Genomic DNA, 23,981 nt, shown 5'->3' with positions numbered 1-23,981 from the left:
TTACTTATACTTTTGGAAAACTTCTTCTAGCTGGTTATGTCTTGGTGGCTCCAAAAACCTTCTCTCGTCACCATGTACAACCACTCTATCGTTTCCGTCAGTGATTTTTCCAATAACATTTGCATAAAATCCATTGTCATTTAGCAATGCAGCTAACTGGGTTCCATTTTCTGTAACAAAAAGCACAGCCCCTGTGCCGTCAACCAGATAAGGATTGTAATCAAACAATTCTGCAATCTCAACTGTCTCCTGCCAAACAGGAATCTTTTCAAGTTCTATCTGGATGCCTTTATCTATGACAGATGCTAATTCCCACGCACTTGAGAAAACGCCTCTATCTCCCACACAATGTGCAAACTTGCAATGTTCTTTCCCGCAATATTTAACCTTAATACTTTTCCCATCACATCGTGCCTGTTCGCCTTGTTCTTCCGTATAGGATACATTCTTGCCATCTGATTCCAACACCGCATCCATGATTGGTTTCACATCTGTAAAATCACTTATTTCCAAGCAATCATCCACAAACTTAGCGTTAAACTTTTCTTTTATTTGGTTCAAATATTTTTTCGTCATTATTGATGTGGCACCAATTGCAATTGTGCCTGCCATAACTACTTCCATACCCGGTTTTATATCTGATGTGGACCATGTTTTTTCTGCTACGCCTAATACATTTATATGAACCATAGGTTCTGTAATGTCACTAATGTAAGTTTTGCATTGCATAATTTGTAACGAATGCATTTGGGCACTTTCATTAAAATTGCGTACCATTCGTCCCAGTTGTTTTTCAGGAAACTCTTCCGGTATTGTTATTTCCAACTGAAGGTATTTAGGCGTGCCGCCCGCCACATAAATTTCATTTATTGATTTTTGAACGTAGAACTCTTCCGCGCCTTTAAACCAGCTTAATATAAAATTAGAAGACATTACTGCCGTAACATCTTCTAACTTAATATATGACGCATCTACACCCACTTTTATTCCCTCAGTTTTGTCAGTAACTTTTTTTAAAACTGAACGCTTATAAGCGATTTCGGAAATTTTTTCTGTTTTCATAGATGTACCACCTTATTCAGATTTTTTGTCTTTATCCTTGCTTGGACTTTTCTTTGTACTTGAGCTAGTATTCTTAGTACCTACTAAAGTTGTTGTCGGTGCCATTGCGTATGTACTTGTATGTACTAATTCTTTGCTTACCTGTTTTCCGTTCTCGTATGTAATCTTGTATAATTCAGCAACATAACCTACATGACCCGGTGTAACTTTCTTTGTTCCTGCCGGTAATGTTGGATCCTTCTTTGTTGCCGTCTTAATTGGAATAGTCTTGGTAGTCTTACTTACATATTCAACTGAATGACCTTTCTTTCTAGTGTCATGACCATAAATGTTGAATGTTATAGCACCTTCTGTATAAACACCCTGCACATAAATTGGTGCATCTGTGTTATTTTCAAAAACTAAATCCTTGTAATCACCTGCTAATGCAGCGTCCGCTGATAATGGAACATAAGATACTGCCATTGAGTGTGGATATCTCTCAACTACCTTAATTTCTGCATTAAGTAAAGCATTGTATAAAGTGCTTGATACCTGACAGATTCCTCCACCTAAACTATCAACCACAGAACCTTCTGAATATGTACCTGCCGGCTTCCAGCCATTGTCCTCTGTCCATGGAACTAAATGTTCATTACATGAGAATCTTTCTCCCGGATATACAACGTTGCCGTTTAACTTTTCTGCACCATTTCTGATGTTTGCGTTACGGTTTACAACACCTGCAGTAAACTGCGTTGTATAACTACCCATTGGTGTGTTAGAAACTTTCTTACAATCCTTTGTTGTGTACTTAGGTTTTGTAATCTTTGTAGTTGCTTCTAACTGAATGGCAGACTTCTTATCCCACTGTTTTTCTATGTATGAAACAAGCTGATTTGCTGTCTTTTCATAATCCACTTCACAGCCTTCTTTTTCAGCAATAATCTTAAATCCATGACCTGTTGCCTTTAAAGAAGCATTTTTTGCATCAACGTTAAAAGCTTTACATAACTCTTCCAATTTTGCTTTCATTTTCTTCTGGTCAATGCCCATTTTCAGTTCAAATGTCTTGCCATTTTTCTTTAAATCAACACTGTCCTTGTATCTTTTTATAACATTACCTTGTTTTCCTACTTCCATTACCTGTTCCACAAGTTCCGTATTCTCCCACTTGTAGCCCAAATCTTTCAGGGTAGTAGTAATTTTGTCCTTGTTAATCCGTAACTGTACTTTTGTGTTTGTTTTTGTCTTCACATGGCTCTTTACGGCTTTTTTTACTTCCTTTTCTGTCATGTTACTAACATTAACAGAATCGATTTTAACTCCTTCTTTAACTACTTCATCAGAGTCTTCTGCTGCATTTGCCACATAACCTATGCCTAATAGCATCATCACTACACAAAGGATAATGCATATTTTCTTTAATCCTTTCATTTTTCCTCCGAGTGTTTTCCTTTTGTAAATTAGTTTTTATTTTCTTATTTGTATTTTTATTCAAATGTCGGCCTGCGTATTCCAGAAAATGCAAACTAACATAATTAATCAGATTAATTAAAAACTTGCAACCATTGTTACAACCATAGCTACAACAAGTATTAATGCAATTGCTCCTGCTATTATTTTCTGATTCTTTTTGTTATAAAAAAAGTTCATTTTTTTCACCTCTTTGCTTTATTTTTCCAGATTTTGTGCCTACTATGGCACCCTACTTTAGGAAAGTATACCATAACTATGTTATTTGTCCTAGTCAAAAATTTTGCCCTTTTCAGAAAGAATTTTGTCTATTTTTCTAGATGCTTCATTCTTTGTTAGCGTATCAATGTCAAAATCCATTTTTATTTGGTGATAATTCATTAAATCACGTAAATATTTTTTCTGTTTATCCGTAATTGACTGCATTTTCTTAACCTTGTAAGAAAACTCGTAAGGCTTAAAAACTTCCGGATTAGTTTCTCCAAACTGCTCTAACAAAATCAAATATAATTGTGACGTAACACTTGCATCATTAAACGCTCTATGATGATTTTCATCTTTTATTCCATAATGCTCACACAAAAAATCCAATGCCCTGCTTTCTAAATCAGGTAGAAGTTTTCTTGCAATTTTCAGGGTATCCATACCTGATTTTTCAAAAGTCAGTTTTTCGTTTATGGCATTTTGTTTAAGGAAGCTATAGTCGAATCTTATATTATGTCCTAAAAGCAAGTCATCTCCTGCAAATTCAATAAACTCAGGTAAAACCTGCTGGATCTTATCCTGTCCCTTAATCATTTCGTTTGTAATACCAGTTAAATCTGTAATTCGTTCAGGAATTGGGATTCCTGGATATATAAGTTTAGAAAAAGTTTCAACTTTTCTGCCGTCTCTTACTTTTACGGCTCCAATTTCTATAATTCTGTCCCACTTTGGTCTTACGCCTGTTGTTTCTATATCAACACAAACGTAATCTTTTATTAAATCCATTAATACTCCTTCTCTCTATTCATTCCCATCAACATACTTTGTTACATTTATAATATTTGCTGCCTTTGATAACGGATCTCTGTTTTTGTAATCAAACAATAAATACTTACCGTCAATCACCTCAATGTGTGTCATGTGCTCAAACTGCTTTGAATTGAATTCTTTATAGAAATCCATCTTTTCAAGTAGTGCTTCATTTCTGTAAATACTTCTAATTTGCTTCTTATACTGTTCCTGATTTTTGGCAAAGGTCGGTCTTGATTTTGCATTTTCTCTTAAATAAAAATCAAATGTGAGAAGTTCCCTGAACCTCTCTAACTCTTCACTTTGCAAATTCAATGTTTTCTCGATAAATTCAAGAAGCAAATTGTATCTATTTACTCTTGAATGTTTCACGCCATTCTCACTGTTTTGCTTATAAAATTCTCCCAGCTTTTCAAACATTTCAAAGGGTGTCTCAAAATACTTGTCTAATGCCTCCATTGTATTTACAAACTGCAAACTGTTGTAATAAATTTCTACTACAGCCTCAACTTCTTTTAATTTCAGTACGTCATCAAAAGATACCCACTTAGTTTTAAGTACCTCATAAGGTGGTCTCTTACTATATTCTATTTCATATTTTGCTGCTTCAACTTCCATCATTGAGCCATGCAAAACCTTCAAAAATCCTAACTGTAGCTGGTCCGGTTTCATTCTGTAAACATCGTTAAAAGATTTTCCAAAAGATTGGTAATCTTCATAAGGAAGCCCAACAATCAAATCCAAATGCTGATGTATATTTTTTCCTTTTTTAATAATAGACGTTATTTCTTCAATTTCCTTAATATCCGTTTTTCTGTTAATGGCTTCAAGTGTTTTTTCATTAGTTGACTGAACGCCTATTTCTAACTGAATCAACCCTGGTCTCATTGTTTTCATTAATTCAAGTTCTTCTTTTGTCGTTAAATCAGCCGCTATTTCAAAATGAAAATTGGTAATTCCATTGTCGTGGTCTTTTATATACTGCCAGATTTCCATGGCGTGATTTTTGTTACAGTTAAAAGTTCTATCCACAAATTTTACCTGTGCAGTGTTGTTATCAAGGAAAAACTGCAACTCTTTTTTGACTATATCTATATCCCTGAAGCGAATTCTTTTATCTATGGATGAAAGACAATAACTGCATGAAAAAGGGCAACCTCTACTTGTTTCATAATAGATTATTTTATTTTCAAAATCCTTCATGTCCTTGTACACAAAAGGAACCTTCGACAAATCCATGGGGCATGTGTTTGGAATTTCAATAATTTCGTTGCCCTGACGATAAACCAACCCTTTTATATTTTTGTCCGTCAACTCGTCATCGTAGTTATCCAAAAATTCCTTAAAAGACTCCTCCCCTTCCTGACACATAACGTAATCTATTGCCGGATTTTCCATAAGCACATTTCTTGGATTGTAAGAAACCTCCGGTCCGCCCACTATTACAATGGTTTTGGGAGCTACCACTTTCAAGTCATTAATAACTTCCTTGGTAAGTGCAATGTTCCATATATAACAGGAAAAGCCCACCACATCTGCCTTCTCCGAATATATGTCAGACAATATTTCCTCCGGATATTGGTTTATTGTGTATTCTTTTATTTTAATTTGGTGCTTGTTTAGACCGTATTTTTCGGCATAAACTTTTAAACTGTACACAGCCAAATTAGAATGTATATATTTTGCATTTATTGCTACTAATAAAACTTTCATTTTACGCTCCTTGTTTTTGCTAATACAACAATAGTTTAATATGAAATAATTGTCAAAGTTTCCATGAACTTTTTATAAGAAAAATATTTCCATAAAAAAATAAAGCCAGCCCAAGAATGTTGCTTGTCACATTCTACACACCGAATGCGTGCCCATTTGCAGCTATTTTCTTCTTGCACGAAGATGCCTCCCTAGTGGAACGTTTTTGTATAATAAGAAATTACTTCATAAATCCTTATTATACAAAAAATCGACCACAATAATTGTTTCTTACAATTACCATGATCGATTTCATTGCATCAAAAAAGCGGGTGATGGGAATCGAACCCACATATCCAGCTTGGAAGGCTGGTGTTCTACCACTGAACTACACCCGCGAATACTGCCTGGTTCCGGAATCGAACCAGAGACACGAGGATTTTCAGTCCTCTGCTCTACCAACTGAGCTAACCAGGCTTGCGATACCTCATATCTTGACGCACGTACGATTCTACACTACTTCATTCTAAAAGTCAAGCAAATCTTCTATATAATTTTCCGTCCATATTCTTTTATATCCTCCAAAAGTAGTTCGTTTCTGCAAGTGTCCATGTTTAACAAATCCACACTATAAAGTGTCGGTAAATTACCTACCTCTTCTTCTATTACTTCTTCTGCTTTCATTAAAACCACCTATTTACATTAACTCTCTTAATTTGTCTAGAAACACCTATTTACAGTAACTCTCTTAGTTTACTTAAAAACGCCTCTTCACCAAAAGTATTTATTTTAAGGAATACACCTTTGCTTCCTCCAGCAGAAATTGCTGAAACACTGCCTCCCATTATTCCTCTTTCAATCTTTTTTAATATTGTATCAAAATTTCCATGTACTACTTTTTCTAATTTTGCCATTTTTCTCCCCTTTTCTTCTGTCTCTTTTATAATATATGATTTTGCCTCCTACGCTCAAATCATGGCTACACATACATTTCCGTACTTAGCGCTCTCATAATCAATATACTATATTCTATTTTTTCCTACAATATAAAAGACCTTCTGTTTTTGTAGCTTTTATATGTTTTCCAGTATTTTTTTATGATAAACAATATAATTTATCCAGGTAAAAATCATTAAAACCATATCCACAGTAGTTAATACCCAAACCACTTTTGTGTTCATAGTCGGGAATAACAAAAGTATAATTAATATTACATATGTAACAAATGTACATACCTTTCCATACCACTTTGCTCCTTCGATTTTGTGTCCTTTTCCAATTAGGATGGCTCCCATTATTGCCATATAGCCTTCTTTTAAAATATATAACGCTACCATATAAATAATCATTTTATACTTAAATGCCATCGTTAAAATGATGGCTCCTATTGTAATTTTGTCGGCTATTGGATCTAGCATTTTTCCAAAATCAGTAACCATGTTGAATTTTCGTGCAACTTTTCCGTCAAAAAAATCTGTCAAACCTGAGACGATAATTGTTGCAATTACGGGCCAATACGGACCCCCTTGCAATGAATTATAGAAAAAACTCATGTATACAAAAACTAGAATTATTCTAAAATACCCCATTATGTTTGGGATTGAAAAATATTCTTTTACAAATTCATTTTTCATAACTAATCAACTCCATTTAATTATTGTTTCCATCTTTAAAATTTCATAAAGCATTCCTGCTCCTATTTTCACTGCCATTAGTATACTCCAAAATTGATATTTTTAAAACAGAAAAGCCCACCTGAATACACAAGCGAGCTTTTTTGTTCTTCAAATTCTATATAGAGTTTATTCTATTTAGAACTTATATTTAACTTTTAAGTTATCTTCAACATAGCCATCTGTAAGGAAGACATCTGGATTGTAAATATCCAACTTAAAGCTTAAAGAAGATAAATCTTTTTCTTCAATATTATTATCCTGTAAATCATATATGTTCAAAGTTACGTTTTTCTTTGTACCCTTATTAATTTCTTCATATAATGATGAATTTAATGAATATCCATTTAAACTAACATCTCCGTCCATGCTAAAATTCAAATCTTCTTCGCTATTATTTTCAATATACATCTTCACTTCTAAATATCCTAATACAGAATGGAAATCGTAACCTGTAAACTTTATTAAAATATTGTTTTTGTTGTAAACCACTTTTTCCTTACTTTCTTCTTTCTTAGCTGTCTTCTTTTCTGTCTTTTGCTCTTTTGCAGCTTCTGTTTCATTTGAATTATCATTATTTGCAACAGCTTCTGTTTTTGTATCAGCATTTTCTTTTTTGTCCCCTGAACTACCTGCAGAACCTGATCCCACTGCAGCAACTATTACAACAACAATTACCCAAAACCACCATTTTTTATAGATTGGTTTCTTTGTTACTTCTACATTTTCTTTTCCCATAAAATTACCTCCTAAAACAACGTAAAAAACTCACGTCACAATTATATTTGTATCAATATAATTCTACATTTTGTGACATGAGTTTTGTTATGCTAATAGCATAATTGTTGTATTAATTTGTAGGCGGGAGAACTGTGGTTGCAATTCCCCAAAAAACAATCATTAAAAGAAGCCCCACACCTATTTGATACAGTATTCGTGATAGTCTTGAATTAAACTGTCTAGGCGGCAATCGTCTTGCAATATCTCCTATATTTGCAAAGTACATATATGGTATTATGCAACCAAGCATATAAAAAATCCCGCCTATGACTCTTTGTAACTGTGTATTGTATTTATATTCAATGAATACTGAATATGGTGCATACAAAATCATTCCATACATCATAATTGCAATTATCATAAAAATAAAATTGCCTCTTCTAAATCCGGGAATTGTTTTTATGAAATATTTTAGTGTAATTTTCGGTAATTCATCACTTTCACCATTGTTATTCTCACTATTGCTATTATTAGGGGTAGCCTTATTTTCCATATTCTTTCTAATATTATCTATTTTTTGCGCTACCACATTATTCTTCCTAAGGCTATCTATTTTTTGTGTTACTCCATTATTAATCCTGATGGTATAATTGCCGATTTTTATAGTTTTAGCGGTTCTGTTAGTTTCAGTGCCAAACTCCATATCATTATAGCTACCGCTTCCGAAACCATTATCTTTTATTTTTTCTAATTCATTCTTTAGCTGTTCGACATTTTCATAACGGTTTGCAGGATCCATTTCCATACATTTAGCAATTATTTTATCCAATTCACTAAAAGAAGATAACTCTTTTAGAACCCCACCAATGGAATATATGTCACTTCGATTAGTTGTCTGGGCGAACCCGTACTGTTCCGGTGCTGCATATCCCACAGTGCCTAGCAAAGTTGTGTCGTGGGTTGCGTTTTCATTTTCTTTTCTTGAAATATCAAAATCAATAATTTTCAAGCTACCTTCGTTTGTAATTATTATGTTTTTAGGTTGAATATCTCTGTGTACAAGGTTTAATTTATGCATAGGTGCTAAGCCTTCACATAAAGCTATCCCTACATCAACAACCTGTTCTAAAGTTGCCTTTTTTTCCCGAAAATAATCATCCAGTCTTTTTCCATTTACATACTCTTCAATCTCTATGGTTTTATCCTCATCCCGAAAGCACTCTAGAACTTTTATAAGATTTTTATTTTTTATACTTTTTAAGAGACTGTAAACAGAAAAGCTTTCCTTTCCCATTTCCTTTTTTACCACAAGTTCTCCGGTGTCTTTGTTTCTCATTAAAGATGTTCTGCATTTTTTTGTATCCGATAATACCGATAACTCTTCGTATTTTGAAAGATAATACTCCATTGTAAAATTCATAATTTTTCCTATCTATATCCTGAAGTTTCTTTTGTTCTTCTTAAATTTATAATTAAACTACATTTAATTATAGCATATCTTATCTATTACTCATTCATTACTTTTTTACTATTACTTTTTCCATTGCTTTATCACATAACAATTTTCAATTAGGAATTTTAATTATCCTATTTTACTATTTTATTTTTCTACTTTAGTGTTTGCTTGCCTTTCCGTTTATATTGTATAATACTATGGTGACAAACTGCTTACTACACTTTGGTGGCAAAGCCCATTTCAAGCCTTGGAATATATATTTATTTCTGCTAATTTGGTAGAAATTATGCTGTCAGCATAACAAAATATTTGTCACAAAATGTATAATTTTATTTGAGTATCAAAAAAATATTAAAGGACGTTGAATATACATATGAAGACTACTGATGAATTAATTAAAGTCTTAGAAAACAGTGATAATCTTGAGACATATTTAGAAAATAATAAAGATAACTTTTCTAACATTTCTTTTACAGAATATTTGAATGCTTTAATGAAAAAATATAATCTTACAAAATCTCAGATAATTAACAACTCAAATATTCAGAAGAATTATGCTTATCAGATATTTGATGGTTCTAAAAAACCTTCAAGAGATAAAGTTTTGTGCCTTTGTTTCGCTATTGGTTTACATATGAAAGAAGCTAATACACTTTTAACTCTGGCCGGACACAGTATTCTTTATCCTAGAATTAAACGTGATAGTATAATCAGCTTTGGGTTAGAAAAGAAAGCATCTTTAATAGACATTAACATTACGCTTCACGAAATGGATGAAGCAATTCTTGAATAATTGAATACTAGAATAATTGAAATAATATGATTATATTTCTATAAAATATTTTAAAATGCTAAATATAAAAAACAAAACCTTAAAGATTAACCTAAACTAATCTTTAAGGTTTTTGTTTTACAAATATTATTTATTTGGATTTTATCTTTGTCCAAAGACCTGCACAATATTCCTTTATATCTCTTTTCTGATAGCCGAATTCTTCATTCTTTGGATTAGATGTATCCGGTGCACAGCCGGGATTTCCAGCGTACTCCTCGTCCCGATAATACTCGTATACAGATTGCACTGCACTATCATATCCAATATATGCAGTATTCTGCTTTGCCACATCTTTCTCTAGAAAATAATTCATAAACTTGTACGCTAAGTCTGCGTTTTTGCAACTTTTCGTCATAACCATGGCATCTGTCCACACATTGCTACCCTGTTTCGGTACAAAGAAGCTCATATTTTCATTTTCGGAAATTATATAAGCACCATCTCCTGAATAAACAACTGCCATTGCCTTGTTACCGGAAATCATGTTATCAATAACATCATCACCTACATAAACAGGTTTCATTATGTCTCTCTGTTTTTCCAGCCAGCTATAAGCCTTCTGCAGCTGCCCCTTATTTGTAGTGTTCATTGAATATCCTAAACTCTTTAAGGCAACCATAAAAGAATCTCTCTCTGAATCATACATATAAATCTGACCCCTGTACTTTTCGTTTTTGAGAATATCCCAACCTGTCTCTAAGTCTTTTTTATCCACTTTTGTTTTGTCATAAACAATACCTACTGTTCCCCAGTAATAAGGGACTGAATATTCCTGCTTTTTGTCAAACTCTCTGTTTAAAAGAGACGGTACAATATTTTTCTTATTTGTTATTTTGCTCCAATCAATTTTTTGTAGTTCACCTTCTTTGATTAAACGTTCAATCATGTAATCTGAAGGAACCACAATATCGTATTCTGAACCACTTTGAAGTTTAGTATAAAGAGATTCATTAGAATCATAAGTTTCATAAACTACCTTGCAGTCATACTTCTCCTCAAAGTTATCAATTAACTTAGTATCAACGTATTCACCACTGTTAAAAACCCTAAGAACAGGTCTGTTGTTAATATGATAAAATTTTGTAATACATAAAACTGTCACCAGACATGCTACAACCACACCACCTGTAATTGCAACTTTCTTAAACACACCTGAAGATGCATTTTCCATTGTAACTTTTTCTGCTCGTTTTCTTTTTACAATCTTTGGCACAAACTCCACCAAAACAAGAATGATTACAACCACCAGAATAAGCAGTGTTGAAAGTGCATTAATTGTTGGGTTAGTTCGTTTTGTCATGTTGTAAACTACAATTGATATATTAGAAACGCCATTTCCTGTTACAAAATAGGAAACAACGAAATCGTCAATTGACATTGTAAATGCCAAAAGCATACCGGCAAATATCCCCGGCTTAATCATTGGAAGAATTACTTTTGTTAACGCCTGAAAAGGTGTTGCACCCAAATCCATTGCCGCGTTTGCAAGATTGTGGTCCATTGTTTTTACTTTCGGATACACACTTATAATTACATAAGGTGTACAAAAAGCTATATGTGCCAAAAGCATTGTCACATAGCCTCTCTCCATTCTTGCAGATGTGAACAAAATCATTAATCCGATTGCCGTTACAATATCAGGATTCATAATCGGCATATTGTTTACATTTAAAAGCCATTCTTTTACAACTTTTCTGCTTCTTGACAGACCGATTGCCGTAATTGTTCCAAGAACTGTCGACACCAAAGTTGCAATTATTGCAATACTGATAGAAACATAAACTGCCGAAATAATGTTGCTGTCAGTTACTAATTTCTCATACCATTTTAAAGAAAATCCCGTAAATTTAGTTAAGGACTTTGATGAATTAAATGAAAATATCATTGTCACCAAAATCGGTAAATAGAAAAACAGGAACATTAGCGCTATATAAAGTTTTGGTCCTATGGAAAGTTTTTTCTTCATTACATACCTCCCTTGTTATCAGGATCAATCTTGTTCATTATGCGCATCATAAATAAAATGACTATTGCCAAAATTACTGAAATTGCACTTCCGAAATTCCAATCTCCCACTGAAATAAACTGATTTTCAATTAAATTACCAATAAGTACAAACTGATGTCCACCAAGTAAAACAGGAATAACGAAGGCTGATATTGATAATAAAAATACCATTGTTACACCGCTAATTACACCCGGCAACGACAGCTTCAAAGTTACTTTTGTAAATACTTTAAATCTGCTGGCGCCTAAATCGCTGGCTGCCTCAATTAATGAATAGTCCATTTTTGCAAGGGATGTGTGAATTGGTATTACCATAAACGGCACCAAATCACACACAAGTCCCATAACTACTGAAAAGTTTGTGTACATCATATTAACAGGATTAAGTCCTATCATTTTCAAAAATGAATTTACAATTCCGTTATCTGACAACAGACTAATCCATGCATAAGTTCTTAAAAGTGTGTTAATCCACATTGGAATTGTAACCAGCAAAATCAAAATACTCTGTGAATTTTCATCAAATTTTGCAATAAAATATGCCATTGGGTATGCCAATGCAAGACATATTACTGTTGTTATTACACCCATTTCAAGGGATTTTACAAATACACTTACATACACAGGATCTAAGATTTTTCTAAAATTATCTAATGTCAAATGAATTGTAAGTAATGAATTGTCTCCTGATGTAATGGAATAAAGGACTATTAAAACTAAGGGTAGTGCAATAAGCAAAAACGACCATATAATATATGGCTTTACCATTCCTTTGTAATGACTCATATGTGCCTCCTTAGTTATCCATCTTGTGCATTACCTGTATATCAAATGGATCAATTGTAAGTCCGATAACACTACCCATTTCGATATTTTTTGTTGTATGCACTTTATATTTTCTGATATTTGTCTCCACAAGATATTCATAGTGAACACCCATAAATATTTTTGACACAATTTTGCCTGAAACTTTTCCGTCCTGTGGTTCTACCACCTGCATGTCTTCAGGTCTAAGCACAACTTCAATATTTTCGTTTTCTTTAAAGCCCTTGTCCACGCACTCCCACTGTACATCGTCAAAAACTACAAGGCAGTCTTTTGGCATTACACCTTCAATTATATTTGACTCCCCAATGAAATTTGCCACAAATCTGTTTTGTGGTTCGTTGTAAATATCCATTGGTGTACCAATCTGCTGTATGATTCCGTCATTCATTACAACAATTGTATCTGACATTGACAAAGCTTCTTCCTGGTCATGAGTTACAAAGATAAATGTAATTCCTACTTCCTTTTGAATCTTCTTAAGCTCCGCCTGCATGCCTTTTCTAAGTTTTGCATCCAATGCCGCTAGTGGTTCATCCAAAAGAAGAACTTTTGGTTCATTTACCAAAGCCCTTGCTATGGCAACTCGCTGCTGCTGACCACCTGACAGACTTGTAATATCTCTGTTTCCAAAGCCGGCAAGACCAACTAACGCAAGCATTTTTGTTACCTTCTCATCAATTTCCTTCTTGTCTTTTTTCTTTAAATTAAGACCAAAAGCAACATTATCATGAACATTCAAAAACGGAAATAATGCATACTTCTGAAAAACTGTATTTACCTCACGTTTGTAGGCGGGAACTTTTGCAATATCCTCACCGTTAAACATTACCTGACCATGACTTGGTTCTTCGAATCCTGCAATGATTCTAAGTATTGTTGTTTTTCCACAACCACTTGGTCCTAACAGTGTTAAAAATTCATTTTCATAAATGTTTAAGTCGATTCCTTTTAACACCTGATTATCGCCAAAATTCTTTGATAAATTCTTTAATTCTATAATCTTTTTTCCCATTTACACACACGCTCCAAAAATAATCAACGCTACTATATAAAACATTTGTATTAAAGTCAATATATTTCTGAAAAGAAGAAATAAAAAGAACAATGCTTTATAATTTAAAAACATTGTTCTTTCTAATCACTTTCTATATTTAATATTAAACTTCCTTTTTATCTAACTTTAAGCTTCTTTTCTTTGCTATATCCTGTAACAGATATCCCAAGAAAATCAAGGCACTTAAAATTGTAACAATTAATCCCGGCATGAAGAACGGTGTCATGTATTCCACACGTATGTTATGGTTTCCTTTTGAAAGTTTAACACCAAGATACGCTATACTTGAACTGAAAGTATCTGTTTTCTTTCCGTCAACGTATACTGTGTAGCCTTTACTGTAAGGAACCGACAGCTGTAGAATTTCATCCTTGTCAGCCTTAATTGTTCCTGTAATAAGATTTGTGTCCATCTTAACATTTTCAAGAGTATTTTCTTTTAGCTTGTTAATTCGGTTTGCATACTCTGAAATAGGTATTGTAACTGCATAGGCATCCTTGAAGTAGTATTTTCTCTTTTCATAAAACTTCAATCTAAACTGATTCTGCTCTTCTTTGGAGTAACCTAAATTAAGTACGTTTCCTCTTTTTACAAAATAGTTATCAGTCTTTGTTCCAATAACACGTAATCTTCCATATCCATGTCGGCTGTTAAATTTTGCAGCATGTCTGTCTACACTTGTATCTTTAGCATAAACATTGTCAAAAACTATGTAACTTTGGCTGTTCTTTTTGCCATCAAATGAGCATTTGTAAATGCCACCTTTGTGCACCTTCATTTTGAATTGGTTAATCTTCTTTTTCTTTTTAATTTTAACCTTGTCAATTTTCTTAACTTTCAAAGGCAGTTTTTTCACTGTAACTGACTTTGATTTATTTTCGATTCCATCTACTTTATTATCTACAACTGCACTTCCAAGTAATGCATATTCTTTCTCAACTAATGAAAGCTTATCGTACTGCTCTCTGGTCATATAATTGGAATATGTTACTCCAAGAGGGAGGGCATATTTATTTTCATAAATATTGTAGGTAAAGCCGTCTGAAACTTTTGTATCTATTTTTTCAAAACCATAAGGTTTTAAAAAGCCGTATGTTACATAATATTTAACTCCTGCTAAAGCCATCAAACCTGAACGTGTTTCAAGGCCTTTCATGACATAGGTTTTGTAATAGTTGGAAATACCCGTTGATACATACAAATCTGACATACCACTAGGTATAACGCTCCAATAAAATCCCGGCTGGTTAAAACCAAAATATGTGGAGCTGTTTTTCATATCAATATCTCTCTCGATTCGGTAAAATGAATCATCCTTTATTTCAGATGCTACTTTTGCCCCATTAATTCCCATATAATTATCAAGATTGCCGCGGTCCACATAAGTTGCACAGGTAAATAATTCCTTTGAACTAAATAGACCGTAACTGTTGCAGGCTATATTTATAGCTGCTACCAAAGTCATGCCATATAACAGTATGTATGAGTATTTCTTGTTTCTTATTAAGAAATAAACCACTAAGATAATTGTCGCAATAATTGCCAATATTGCTGCCTCATAGCATACAAAGGGCTTTCTTTGTGTTTTTCCAATTAGAAAAGCAATCACGCCTGCTAACAACATTAAAACACTTGAAACTATAGCCGGTATTTTCTTTATTTCTTTTAGTCTGTCAATTGATATTACAAGCATTATCGTCAAAACAAGTACCATACCATAACTAAATCTCATTGTTGGATACGAGAAGCCATTCATTACTTTTCCCACGTATGGTGAGCATAACATTAATAGTATTATTAAAAAGCCTAATATTATTTTTCTGTCTGATTTTTTCCAATTGGCAATTATAATGATAATTCCCAAAATACCAAGTATGCCAATGCCAGGTAAACACCAGTCATTTAAAACACTTGATGACACAAACATACTTTTAAACATTATCTTAAAATATTTGCTACTGCCGATTAATGGCGGCGTTACTAATTTTGCACTGTTTCTCTGATTGTTAAGGAATGCATAAACTGATGGAAATAATATAACTGCTGCCATTGCAATTCCCCAGACGTAAGCCAGAATTGTTTTGCCGATTTTGACAAAAAACTTCTTTATTCCTTCTGACTTATACATTCCAATTTGTCTTATGAAGAAATAAATTGCCGCCATTATTGTACTCATGTACATAAAATAATAATTGCTTGCAAATGCAAAAGCAACTACGATTGCAAGTGTACCTATCTTTTTGTTTTTTATTATTTTTTCCACACCTGCAATTAAAAGTGGCAAATACATTAAGCTGCAGAAAAACATTGGATGTTTGATTCCACCTATTAGTGCGAAACCTGAAAACGCATACAAAAGTGATGCCGGCAAAACAGAATAAATATTTGTTCTACCTATTGTTTTGCATAAATACGCAACTGCCAAACCACTTAAATACATTCTTACAAGTGCCAGAATCTGATATGTTAATTCTAACGAATCCTTTGGGAAAAACACTGTTAATAATGTAACAGGGTCTCCCAGACCATAATAATTAAGGGTTCCAATTACATCAAATCCCTGTCCTATGGTGTAATCTACCATAGCAAATTTCCCGGTTGTAAAAAATGTTATAAGAGCCTGTCTTATGTATTTCAATACAACCACATGCTGAAATGCTCCATCAACATTCCAAATAAAAGTCTTGCCACTTTGGGCAAAAACATAGCTTAGCCAAGAGGCTAACCCTACAAACAACAAAGTATAGGCAAGTAAAAATATCCCCGCCTTTCTTGCTTTACTATAATTTTTCATTTTTTTCTCCTTTTAGTCATCAACATTATATCACAATTTCCTCTTTCTGTCATCTTTACCCCGTCTTTTCTTATGAACCACTTTAATTCGCTTTTTACTTAAATTGTTATGAACTACTTTAACTTGATTTTTACTAAAATTATTGTGAACCACTTTTCCTTTAAATTATTTGCTTTTTCTTTGTGGTAATTTTGAAGTTCATAGGTTGTTCTAATAATAATAACGTAAAAATTGCGAAAAATATTGCATTTAAATAAGAATTAATTAAAACTTAAGGAAATCTTAAGATATGGACAGTAGGGCGAAAAAATCGCTGTATCCATTATTTGATACAACGATTTTTATTATTTAATTATTTATGTTTTTTTAATTTCTATCTGATACCAATATATTCTTTAATAATGTCTAGCCTCTGTTCTGTGCGTCTACTAAATTCTTGCTATGGTAAATTTCTCTAAGCTTTGGCTTTTCGATTTTTCCTGTGGCATTTCTTGGTACTTCCGCAAAAATCACCTTTCTAGGTCTCTTATATCTTGGAAGTTCCTTACAGAATTCATTGATTTCTTCTTCTGTACATTCTGTATCAGGATTTAATTCAATGATTGCTGCGGAGATTTCACCTAAACGTTCATCCGCTAAGCCGATTACGGCAACGTCCTTTATTTTTGGATGCTTGCTTAAGAAGTTTTCAATCTGTACAGGATAAATATTTTCACCGCCACTAATGATAACGTCTTTCTTTCTGTCAACTAAGTAAATAAAGCCGTCTTCGTCCATTTCAGCCATATCACCTGTGTAAAGCCAGCCATCCTTTAAGCAGGCTGCTGTTGCTTCCTCATCATTATAGTAACATGTCATAACTCCGGGACCTTTTACAATAAGTTCTCCAACTTCACCCTGAGCCACTTCATTGCCATCTGTATCAACTATCTTTGCTTCCCAGCCATAGCCGGGGATACCGATAGCACCTACTTTATGTATGTTTTCCACGCCTAGATGTACGCAACCAGGTCCAATTGATTCGCTTAAACCATAGTTTGTGTCGTACTGATGATGTGGAAAATATTCTTTCCAACGTTTAATCAGACTCTGTGGTACAGGCTGTGCTCCAATATGCATCAATCTCCACTGGTCTAAATTATAATCTTCTTTTTTAATTTCTCCTCTGTCTAATGCAAGAAGAATGTCCTGAGCCCAAGGAACTAATAACCATACAATTGTACATTTTTCATTAGAAACTGTTTCCATTATTGTTTTTGGTGTTACACCTTTTAGAAGGACTGCCTTGCCACCTGTTAATAAGCTACCGAACCAATGCATTTTTGCACCTGTATGGTAAAGAGGTGGTATGCACAAAAATACATCATCTTTTGTTTGTCCATGATGATTCTGTTCAACCTTTGCTGCATGCATAAGGCTTTCGTGATTATGTAAAATAGCCTTTGGGAATCCTGTTGTACCTGATGAAAAATAAATAGCTGCATCGTCCTTGTCTGTGATTTTCACGTCCGGCGAAAGTGATGAACAGTTAGATACCAATTCATTGTAATCCTCAGCAAATGATGGACAGTCACCGCCTACATAGAAAAGAATTCTCTTTTCATCTATTTCATCAACTATTTCCTCTAATCTTCCAATAAATTCAGGTCCAAAGAAAAGCACGTCTGTTTCTGATAATTCTAAACAGTATTTAATTTCATGTTCGTCAAATCTAAAGTTCATTGGAACTGCCAAAGCTCCCATTTTCAAAATACCAAAGTAAATAGGTAACCATTCTAAACAGTTCATCATAAGAATGGCAACTTTGTCTCCTTTTCTGACACCACGACTAATTAACAAATTAGCAACCCTGTTTGCCTTTTCGTTAAATACATGCCATGTAATTTCTCTTCTATATTGCTGACGCAAATCCGGCTGAATCAATTCATATTCACGCCATGTAACTCTCTTTTTCTCCTGAATTTCAGGATTAATTTCTACTAAAGCCACATCATCTGCAAATTCTTTTGCATTTCTCTCCAATAATTCTGTAATTGGCATTTACTTGTCCTTCTCTCTCTTTATTTTGATGTATAACATTATCTATAAATGTTATTTTTAGTTTCTACACTAAAACATTGTCTATGAATATTGTTTCATTTCTGCAATATAACACTGCCTGACAATGTTACGTTTTTAATTTCTTTTATGTTAGAACTTCTTAATTATGATTTATAGTTTAAATGCCTTATAATCTCTAACCTAGAAAAAATTAAATAAGTTATTTGCGTTTTCGCCTAAAATAATTTTATTTTCTTTTTCTGATAATCCTACTTTTTCAAAATCTACCAAAGCCTGCTTTTGGTCGTACCATGGAGTGTCTGTTCCAAAAATAACTTTGTCTGCCCCATGTTTTCTGACTATTCTCGCAAATTGTTCCTGTGATATTTTTACAGGGAATTTTTTATTTAGTACAGCTGCTGTGTCAAAATACATTGGAAGACCGGCTAATTTTTCTTCTACTTCATCCCACATTCTCCAACCGCCTAAATGTGCCAAAATAAGCTTCTCCGGCTGAATGTGTTTCCACAAATTAAGAACCATGTCAGGGGTACAATGCACTCTGCCTGGCAAACCTACGTCCTCACCTGCATGTACAATAATGCCCAAGTCTTTGTTTGCTGCGTAATCAATTAATCTTAAATACTTTTCGTCATCAAAAAAAGTATTCTGATAGTCAGGATGAATTTTTATGGCTTTTAAATCCATTGCCACAATGTCATCAATTATCTCTTTGTAATTCTCGCAATCAGGATGAATTGCCCCAAAATAAAAGATTTTGTTTTCTGACATTTTCTCATTGTATTCCACTGATAGTCTGTTAATTTTTTCAGGTTGCCTTGTGTTGGTAGCTACGGGACAAACCACTGACAGGTCTATGCCTCCATTGTAGGTGCTTTCTATTAATCCCTGCAATGTTGGTATTCTCTCGTGTTTTACCACCATCTTCTGACCTTTTAAGATTTCTTTTTCCATATTGGCTATAGTCTTATCTGCTATAGCCTCAGGAAATGTATGTGCATGAATATCAATTATCATTAACCTATTTCGTAACCTCTCTCAAATGCTTTTACGTTGATGTCGATTGTTTTTGGTGGAACTTTTTTCTTGATTACTTCAATCCACTGTTCCTTCTCAAAATCCATTTTGCTTGCTGCAACACCAAGAATAATTACGTTAAATACTCTTGAATTACCTAATTCTAAAGCTTCTTTCTGAGCATCAACTGATATAACTTTATATTTCTCAGAAAGATGTTCAATTATACCTTCAGGGTATTTTGCTACACCTGTTACAACAGTCATAGGATCTATTTTCTGATCATTTACAATAATTACTCCGTCTTTCTTTAAGAAATGTGCGTAACGTAATGCCTCTAATTTTTCAAAGGCAATAAGCACATCTGCCTGACCTTCTTCAACAATTGGCTCTGTTACTTTTTCGCCATATCTTACATAAGTAACAACGCTACCGCCACGCTGTGCCATACCGTGTACTTCTGAAAGTTTTACATCATATCCGTTTTCTACAGTGATACCACCTAAAATTCTGCTTGTAAGGAGAGTACCCTGACCACCAACGCCTACTATCATAATATTCTTTGTTTCTGCCATGATTATTCTCCTCTTCTTTCTAATTCAATTGCTCCGAATTTACAGTTACTCATGCAAAGTCCACAACCGTTACACATTGTCTTATCAATTGCAACTGTTCCGTCTGCATTCTTTGTCATTGCAGGACAACCTGGAACTAAACACTGACCACATTTTACGCATTTTTCAGGAATTGTGTAACACTTGCCCTTTGGAACAAATGATTTTAACAATGCACATGGTGACTGTGAAATAATTACAGAAACTTCATCTCTTGCAACTTCTTCTTTTACAACCTTTGCTAATCTGTCAACATCAAATGCATCAACAACTTCTACATGCTGTACACCTAATGCCTTACATAAATCTACTAAATCTACTGCATAAGCCGGTTCTCCTGCTAAAGTCTTTCCTGTAGCCGGATGATCCTGATGACCTGTCATACCTGTTGTTGAGTTGTCGAGAATAATAACTGTTCCTGTTGATTTGTTGTATACCATGTTCATAAGTGAGTTTACACCTGTATGTAAAAATGTACTGTCACCTATTACTGCAACCCAATTCTTAATGTATTCTTTACCTTTTGCCTTCTCCATACCATGAAGAGTTGAAATACTTGAACCCATACATAATGTAGTGTCAACTACTCCAAGTGGATTAACTGCACCTAATGTGTAGCATCCAATATCGCCTGCTGCATGAATTCTTAATTTCTTTAATACTGAATATGTACTTCTATGTGGACAACCAGGACAAAGAATTGGTGGTCTTGCAGGTGCTTCTTCTGCTTCTGCTATTTCTACTTTTTCACCAAGGAGTTTTTCTCTTAACATGTTTGCACTGTATTCTCCCTGAATTGTAAATAAATTCTTACCATCACATTCAATTCCCATTGCCTTAACTTGTTCTTCAATTACAGGTTCAAGTTCTTCTACAACTACAACTCTGTCAACCTTGCTTGCAAATTCCTTAATTAAATCTTTTGCTAAAGGATGAACCATACCAAGTTTAAGCACTGATGCATTTGGTAATGCTTCTTTTACATACTGGTAAGGAATACCACTTGTAATAATACCGATGCTTGTGTCGTTGTATTCAACCTTGTTAATATCTAATGTGCATGCATCTTTTTCTAGTCTCTTCATACGTTCTTCTACACGTACATGTGCCTTAATTGCGTTTCCTGGCATCATTACATTTTTTGCAACATTTCTTTCGTAAGGTTTGTCTTCTACTTCTACTCTATCTTCTAAATTAACAATTCCCTGTGAATGAGCAAGTCTTGTTGTTGTTCTTAAAATAATTGGTGTATCGTATTCTTCTGATATTTCATACGCTCTCTTTGTAAACACTCTTGCTTCTTCACTGTCTGATGGTTCAATAACGGGAATCATTGCCGCACGACCTACCATTCTTGTATCCTGTTCGTTCTGTGAACTGTAAATTCCAGGATCATCTGCAACAACTACTACCATACCACCATTTACTCCAATGTATGAACCTGAATAAAGTGGATCTGCTGCTACATTTAAACCTACCATCTTCATCATTGTCATAGAACGGATTCCTGCCATAGATGCACCGATAGCCACCTCGGCAGCAACCTTTTCATTTGGAGCCCATTCTGCATAAATACCATCATATTTCACTACGTTTTCGCTTACTTCTGTACTTGGAGTCCCAGGGTATGCTGATGTCACCTTAACTCCTGCTTCGTAAGCACCTCTGGCAATAGCTTCATTGCCTAACATAATTGTCTTTTTACTCACTTTTATATCCTACCTCTCTTTTAAAATAGACACTTTTTTCACTGCTTTAAAGTCATAAAGTATATTATAATTTATCCATTTCTATAAGTCAATGAAACCCACCACTAGAAAAGGCATCCCTTTGTGCCTGTTCCTGCAACATGGGATGCCTTTTACTTCTACTGAAGTCTTTCAATCATAGCCACTAATGTGTCAATGTTTTCAAAGTTTTCTTCTGTTTTTTCTTCCATTGTTATTTCAATATCAAACTTATCTTCCAGTTCTGCAATTAACGCAATTATGTCCATGGAATCTAAATCTTCCGGAAGGTTCATGTCCTCATCGTTTACATCAATGTCTGGGCATATCATTTCTAAAATTTCAATAACTTCATCTCTCATATTCATTCTCCAATCTTTCTTTAATTATTTTCCAATGCTTTCAACTGTTTTCTTATGATTTTTCCATTGAAAGTTCTTGGAATTTCATCTATAACCTCAAAAGTCTTTGGCACTTTTAAAGATTCAAGTTTTGATAAAAGATACTTGGAAAGCTCTTTTTGATCCAGTTGATATCCTTCATTTAAAGTTACAAACAACTTAGGGGCTTCACCTGTTATTTCATCTTTAATCGGGATACATGCGCAATCTTTAATCATTTCATGCTTCATAGCTACTTCTTCTATTTCAGTAGGTGCAATTTTGATTCCACCCATGTTAATAACATCTCCCTGTCTGCCAAGAAGATACACTAAGCCATCCTCACCTAAGTAGCCTAAATCATTTGTATACACAACACCGTTTTCATCCATCACTTCTTTAGTAATTTCAGGTTCCTTGTAATAAGAACGCATATTCATTTTACCTTTAAAAGCAAGTATGCCCGGTTTTTCCAACGAAGCTTCTACTATATTTCGCTTGTCATCTACAAATAAGATTTCTGTATTAACTGTTGTTCGGCCAATACATTTTTTCTTGTGACCATATTTGCTAAATTCCAAAATCACTGTACAACCTGACTCTGTAGCCCCGTATGTATTGTACAATCTTGTAGTTGGAAACATTTTTGTTAATATTTCTTTATTTGTTTCAGACAATGGTGCTGAACCTAACTGAATATAGTGAAATTGATTATCATAGGTTGCAAATCTGTCCTTTGCAAATTTTAGAACCTGCTCAAGTATTGCAGGTACAAAAGTAATTGCCGTAATTTTGTATCTGTCTAATAATTTGAAAAAGTCCTCTACAAACTTTATTCCATCTGTTAAAACAATTGAACTTCCATTGTAAATTGCACCGTAAGATCTTCTTATTGCCAGGGAATGATTAATTGGTGTAGTAATCAATTCTATCTCATCCTTTTCCATACCAACACTGTCAATAACGTTTTGTGCAATAGCTACATTACACCCAAATGTAACTTCAATTCCTTTTGACTTTCCTGTTGTCCCTGTAGTAAACAAAATTTCTGACAAATCATCACTAGCCGGTAAACTAAATTCTTTTGAATTAACGGCTTCACTACTGTCTGAGCTTTCGTTTAACACTACATTTTCACTGTTGTCTGTATTTTCATTTGGTGTTACTGCCTCATTATTTTGGACAACCTTAAACATTTCCTTCAAACTAATATTATTAACAGTTGTATTCTTTACAGGTTTTTCTGCTAAATAAATATTTGAATCAACGAAATTCATTATTTCCATAATACGGTCGTCTTTTATGGCTTTTTCAAGAGGGCAAACAGCACCACCTGCTAGTTGTACACCGAAAACTCCTAACAAAAATTCAACTTTCTGTGCTCCTCGAATAACAACCATATCTCCTTTTTGTACGCCTTTTTCCTGAAGATAAACTGCCGCCTTTTTTACCATGTTCCAAAATTCTTTATAAGTAACCTGATTTTTCTTATCACCTACACATAATTTGTCAGGTGTTTTCTCAGCATTTATTTTTAATGCTTCAACAATTGAACTTATCTGTTCTTCCATTTTTGTGTCCTTTCTTCAATT

General features: G+C 33.8%; 20 protein-coding genes and 2 tRNA genes. 1 reads left to right on the top strand and 21 read right to left on the bottom strand.

Annotation, left to right across the window (positions count from 1 at the left end; all coding sequences use genetic code 11):
* The 11 genes from ACZM4J_RS00550 to ACZM4J_RS00500 form a co-directional block, all read right to left on the bottom strand.
* Nucleotides 1-1,062: an AIR synthase-related protein gene (locus tag ACZM4J_RS00550; RefSeq protein ID WP_022166289.1), complete on the bottom strand. Its 1,062-nt coding sequence runs from the start codon at nucleotides 1,060-1,062 to the stop codon at nucleotides 1-3.
* Between the two features lie 12 nt (nucleotides 1,063-1,074).
* On the bottom strand, nucleotides 1,075-2,478 hold the full coding sequence (locus ACZM4J_RS00545; RefSeq protein ID WP_489485434.1) for a VanW family protein: 1,404 nt from the start codon (nucleotides 2,476-2,478) through the stop codon (nucleotides 1,075-1,077).
* 309 nt (nucleotides 2,479-2,787) lie between these two features.
* Nucleotides 2,788-3,507: a 3'-5' exonuclease gene (locus ACZM4J_RS00540; protein ID WP_022166292.1), complete on the bottom strand. Its 720-nt coding sequence runs from the start codon at nucleotides 3,505-3,507 to the stop codon at nucleotides 2,788-2,790.
* 15 nt (nucleotides 3,508-3,522) lie between these two features.
* Nucleotides 3,523-5,244 (bottom strand): B12-binding domain-containing radical SAM protein, encoded by a 1,722-nt coding sequence (locus tag ACZM4J_RS00535; protein ID WP_489485432.1) that lies wholly within the window; start codon nucleotides 5,242-5,244, stop codon nucleotides 3,523-3,525.
* A 306-nt stretch (nucleotides 5,245-5,550) separates the two neighbouring features.
* Nucleotides 5,551-5,621, bottom strand: a tRNA-Gly gene (locus ACZM4J_RS00530).
* A gap of 6 nt (nucleotides 5,622-5,627) precedes the next feature.
* Nucleotides 5,628-5,700, bottom strand: a tRNA-Phe gene (locus tag ACZM4J_RS00525).
* A gap of 69 nt (nucleotides 5,701-5,769) precedes the next feature.
* Entirely contained in the window at nucleotides 5,770-5,907 is a 138-nt protein-coding gene (locus tag ACZM4J_RS00520; protein ID WP_022166294.1) for a hypothetical protein, read from the bottom strand.
* A gap of 50 nt (nucleotides 5,908-5,957) precedes the next feature.
* A complete protein-coding gene (locus ACZM4J_RS00515; protein WP_022166295.1) occupies nucleotides 5,958-6,137 on the bottom strand; it encodes a DUF6054 family protein in 180 nt (59 codons plus the stop codon).
* A gap of 159 nt (nucleotides 6,138-6,296) precedes the next feature.
* Nucleotides 6,297-6,857: a CDP-alcohol phosphatidyltransferase family protein gene (locus ACZM4J_RS00510; protein WP_022166296.1), complete on the bottom strand. Its 561-nt coding sequence runs from the start codon at nucleotides 6,855-6,857 to the stop codon at nucleotides 6,297-6,299.
* A 177-nt stretch (nucleotides 6,858-7,034) separates the two neighbouring features.
* Nucleotides 7,035-7,634, bottom strand: coding sequence for a hypothetical protein (locus ACZM4J_RS00505; protein ID WP_022166297.1), 600 nt, complete (start codon nucleotides 7,632-7,634; stop codon nucleotides 7,035-7,037).
* 112 nt (nucleotides 7,635-7,746) lie between these two features.
* Entirely contained in the window at nucleotides 7,747-9,036 is a 1,290-nt protein-coding gene (locus ACZM4J_RS00500; RefSeq protein WP_302689438.1) for a serine/threonine-protein kinase, read from the bottom strand.
* 409 nt (nucleotides 9,037-9,445) lie between these two features.
* Here ACZM4J_RS00500 and ACZM4J_RS00495 point away from each other — a divergent pair, with 409 nt between their 5' ends.
* Nucleotides 9,446-9,865: a hypothetical protein gene (locus ACZM4J_RS00495; protein ID WP_022166299.1), complete on the top strand. Its 420-nt coding sequence runs from the start codon at nucleotides 9,446-9,448 to the stop codon at nucleotides 9,863-9,865.
* Between the two features lie 130 nt (nucleotides 9,866-9,995).
* Here the strand turns inward: ACZM4J_RS00495 and ACZM4J_RS00490 are convergent, their stop codons facing one another.
* The 10 genes from ACZM4J_RS00490 to ACZM4J_RS00445 all read right to left on the bottom strand — a co-directional run bounded on the left by ACZM4J_RS00490 (nucleotide 9,996) and on the right by ACZM4J_RS00445 (nucleotide 23,960).
* Entirely contained in the window at nucleotides 9,996-11,873 is a 1,878-nt protein-coding gene (locus tag ACZM4J_RS00490; protein ID WP_302689437.1) for an extracellular solute-binding protein, read from the bottom strand.
* Nucleotides 11,873-12,700 (bottom strand): ABC transporter permease, encoded by an 828-nt coding sequence (locus tag ACZM4J_RS00485; protein WP_022166301.1) that lies wholly within the window; start codon nucleotides 12,698-12,700, stop codon nucleotides 11,873-11,875. The genes ACZM4J_RS00490 and ACZM4J_RS00485 overlap by 1 nt, the downstream gene beginning before the upstream one ends.
* A gap of 10 nt (nucleotides 12,701-12,710) precedes the next feature.
* Nucleotides 12,711-13,754, bottom strand: a complete 1,044-nt coding sequence (gene potA / locus ACZM4J_RS00480) for a spermidine/putrescine ABC transporter ATP-binding protein (protein WP_022166302.1) — start codon at nucleotides 13,752-13,754, stop codon at nucleotides 12,711-12,713.
* A 145-nt stretch (nucleotides 13,755-13,899) separates the two neighbouring features.
* Nucleotides 13,900-16,590, bottom strand: a complete 2,691-nt coding sequence (locus ACZM4J_RS00475; protein ID WP_489485427.1) for a YfhO family protein — start codon at nucleotides 16,588-16,590, stop codon at nucleotides 13,900-13,902.
* A gap of 405 nt (nucleotides 16,591-16,995) precedes the next feature.
* Entirely contained in the window at nucleotides 16,996-18,630 is a 1,635-nt protein-coding gene (locus ACZM4J_RS00470; protein WP_022166304.1) for a class I adenylate-forming enzyme family protein, read from the bottom strand.
* Nucleotides 18,631-18,831: 201 nt separating this feature from the next.
* Complete coding sequence (locus tag ACZM4J_RS00465) at nucleotides 18,832-19,668, bottom strand: amidohydrolase family protein (RefSeq protein ID WP_489485425.1); 837 nt, start codon at nucleotides 19,666-19,668, stop codon at nucleotides 18,832-18,834.
* The gene (locus ACZM4J_RS00460) at nucleotides 19,668-20,243 is read right to left on the bottom strand and encodes an indolepyruvate oxidoreductase subunit beta (RefSeq protein ID WP_489485423.1); all 576 of its coding nucleotides are present in this window, start codon (nucleotides 20,241-20,243) and stop codon (nucleotides 19,668-19,670) included. The genes ACZM4J_RS00465 and ACZM4J_RS00460 overlap by 1 nt, the downstream gene beginning before the upstream one ends.
* Nucleotides 20,244-20,245: 2 nt before the next feature.
* A complete protein-coding gene (iorA, locus tag ACZM4J_RS00455; RefSeq protein WP_290986778.1) occupies nucleotides 20,246-21,991 on the bottom strand; it encodes an indolepyruvate ferredoxin oxidoreductase subunit alpha in 1,746 nt (581 codons plus the stop codon).
* 158 nt (nucleotides 21,992-22,149) lie between these two features.
* Nucleotides 22,150-22,371, bottom strand: coding sequence for an acyl carrier protein (locus tag ACZM4J_RS00450; protein ID WP_022166309.1), 222 nt, complete (start codon nucleotides 22,369-22,371; stop codon nucleotides 22,150-22,152).
* A 20-nt stretch (nucleotides 22,372-22,391) separates the two neighbouring features.
* Complete coding sequence (locus ACZM4J_RS00445; protein ID WP_489485420.1) at nucleotides 22,392-23,960, bottom strand: class I adenylate-forming enzyme family protein; 1,569 nt, start codon at nucleotides 23,958-23,960, stop codon at nucleotides 22,392-22,394.
* Nucleotides 23,961-23,981 lie beyond the last annotated feature (21 nt).

The sequence above is a fragment of the Eubacterium sp. genome (genome assembly GCF_057858645.1).
Note: the sequence above shows the minus strand (reverse complement) of the source record. Positions and strands in the feature narration are given on the sequence as shown.

Excerpts from the sequence above, each read along its gene's own strand:
- ACZM4J_RS00550 (WP_022166289.1), bottom strand. The coding sequence starts at position 1,062 with ATGAAAACAGAAAAAATTTCCGAAATCGCTTATAAGCGTTCAGTTTTA.
- ACZM4J_RS00545 (WP_489485434.1), bottom strand. The coding sequence starts at position 2,478 with ATGAAAGGATTAAAGAAAATATGCATTATCCTTTGTGTAGTGATGATG.
- ACZM4J_RS00540 (WP_022166292.1), bottom strand. The coding sequence starts at position 3,507 with ATGGATTTAATAAAAGATTACGTTTGTGTTGATATAGAAACAACAGGC.
- ACZM4J_RS00535 (WP_489485432.1), bottom strand. The coding sequence starts at position 5,244 with ATGAAAGTTTTATTAGTAGCAATAAATGCAAAATATATACATTCTAAT.
- ACZM4J_RS00520 (WP_022166294.1), bottom strand. The coding sequence starts at position 5,907 with ATGAAAGCAGAAGAAGTAATAGAAGAAGAGGTAGGTAATTTACCGACA.
- ACZM4J_RS00515 (WP_022166295.1), bottom strand. The coding sequence starts at position 6,137 with ATGGCAAAATTAGAAAAAGTAGTACATGGAAATTTTGATACAATATTA.
- ACZM4J_RS00510 (WP_022166296.1), bottom strand. The coding sequence starts at position 6,857 with ATGAAAAATGAATTTGTAAAAGAATATTTTTCAATCCCAAACATAATG.
- ACZM4J_RS00505 (WP_022166297.1), bottom strand. The coding sequence starts at position 7,634 with ATGGGAAAAGAAAATGTAGAAGTAACAAAGAAACCAATCTATAAAAAA.
- ACZM4J_RS00500 (WP_302689438.1), bottom strand. The coding sequence starts at position 9,036 with ATGAATTTTACAATGGAGTATTATCTTTCAAAATACGAAGAGTTATCG.
- ACZM4J_RS00495 (WP_022166299.1), top strand. The coding sequence starts at position 9,446 with ATGAAGACTACTGATGAATTAATTAAAGTCTTAGAAAACAGTGATAAT.
- ACZM4J_RS00490 (WP_302689437.1), bottom strand. The coding sequence starts at position 11,873 with ATGAAGAAAAAACTTTCCATAGGACCAAAACTTTATATAGCGCTAATG.
- ACZM4J_RS00485 (WP_022166301.1), bottom strand. The coding sequence starts at position 12,700 with ATGAGTCATTACAAAGGAATGGTAAAGCCATATATTATATGGTCGTTT.
- potA (WP_022166302.1), bottom strand. The coding sequence starts at position 13,754 with ATGGGAAAAAAGATTATAGAATTAAAGAATTTATCAAAGAATTTTGGC.
- ACZM4J_RS00475 (WP_489485427.1), bottom strand. The coding sequence starts at position 16,590 with ATGAAAAATTATAGTAAAGCAAGAAAGGCGGGGATATTTTTACTTGCC.
- ACZM4J_RS00470 (WP_022166304.1), bottom strand. The coding sequence starts at position 18,630 with ATGCCAATTACAGAATTATTGGAGAGAAATGCAAAAGAATTTGCAGAT.
- ACZM4J_RS00465 (WP_489485425.1), bottom strand. The coding sequence starts at position 19,668 with ATGATAATTGATATTCATGCACATACATTTCCTGAGGCTATAGCAGAT.
- ACZM4J_RS00460 (WP_489485423.1), bottom strand. The coding sequence starts at position 20,243 with ATGGCAGAAACAAAGAATATTATGATAGTAGGCGTTGGTGGTCAGGGT.
- ACZM4J_RS00450 (WP_022166309.1), bottom strand. The coding sequence starts at position 22,371 with ATGAGAGATGAAGTTATTGAAATTTTAGAAATGATATGCCCAGACATT.
- ACZM4J_RS00445 (WP_489485420.1), bottom strand. The coding sequence starts at position 23,960 with ATGGAAGAACAGATAAGTTCAATTGTTGAAGCATTAAAAATAAATGCT.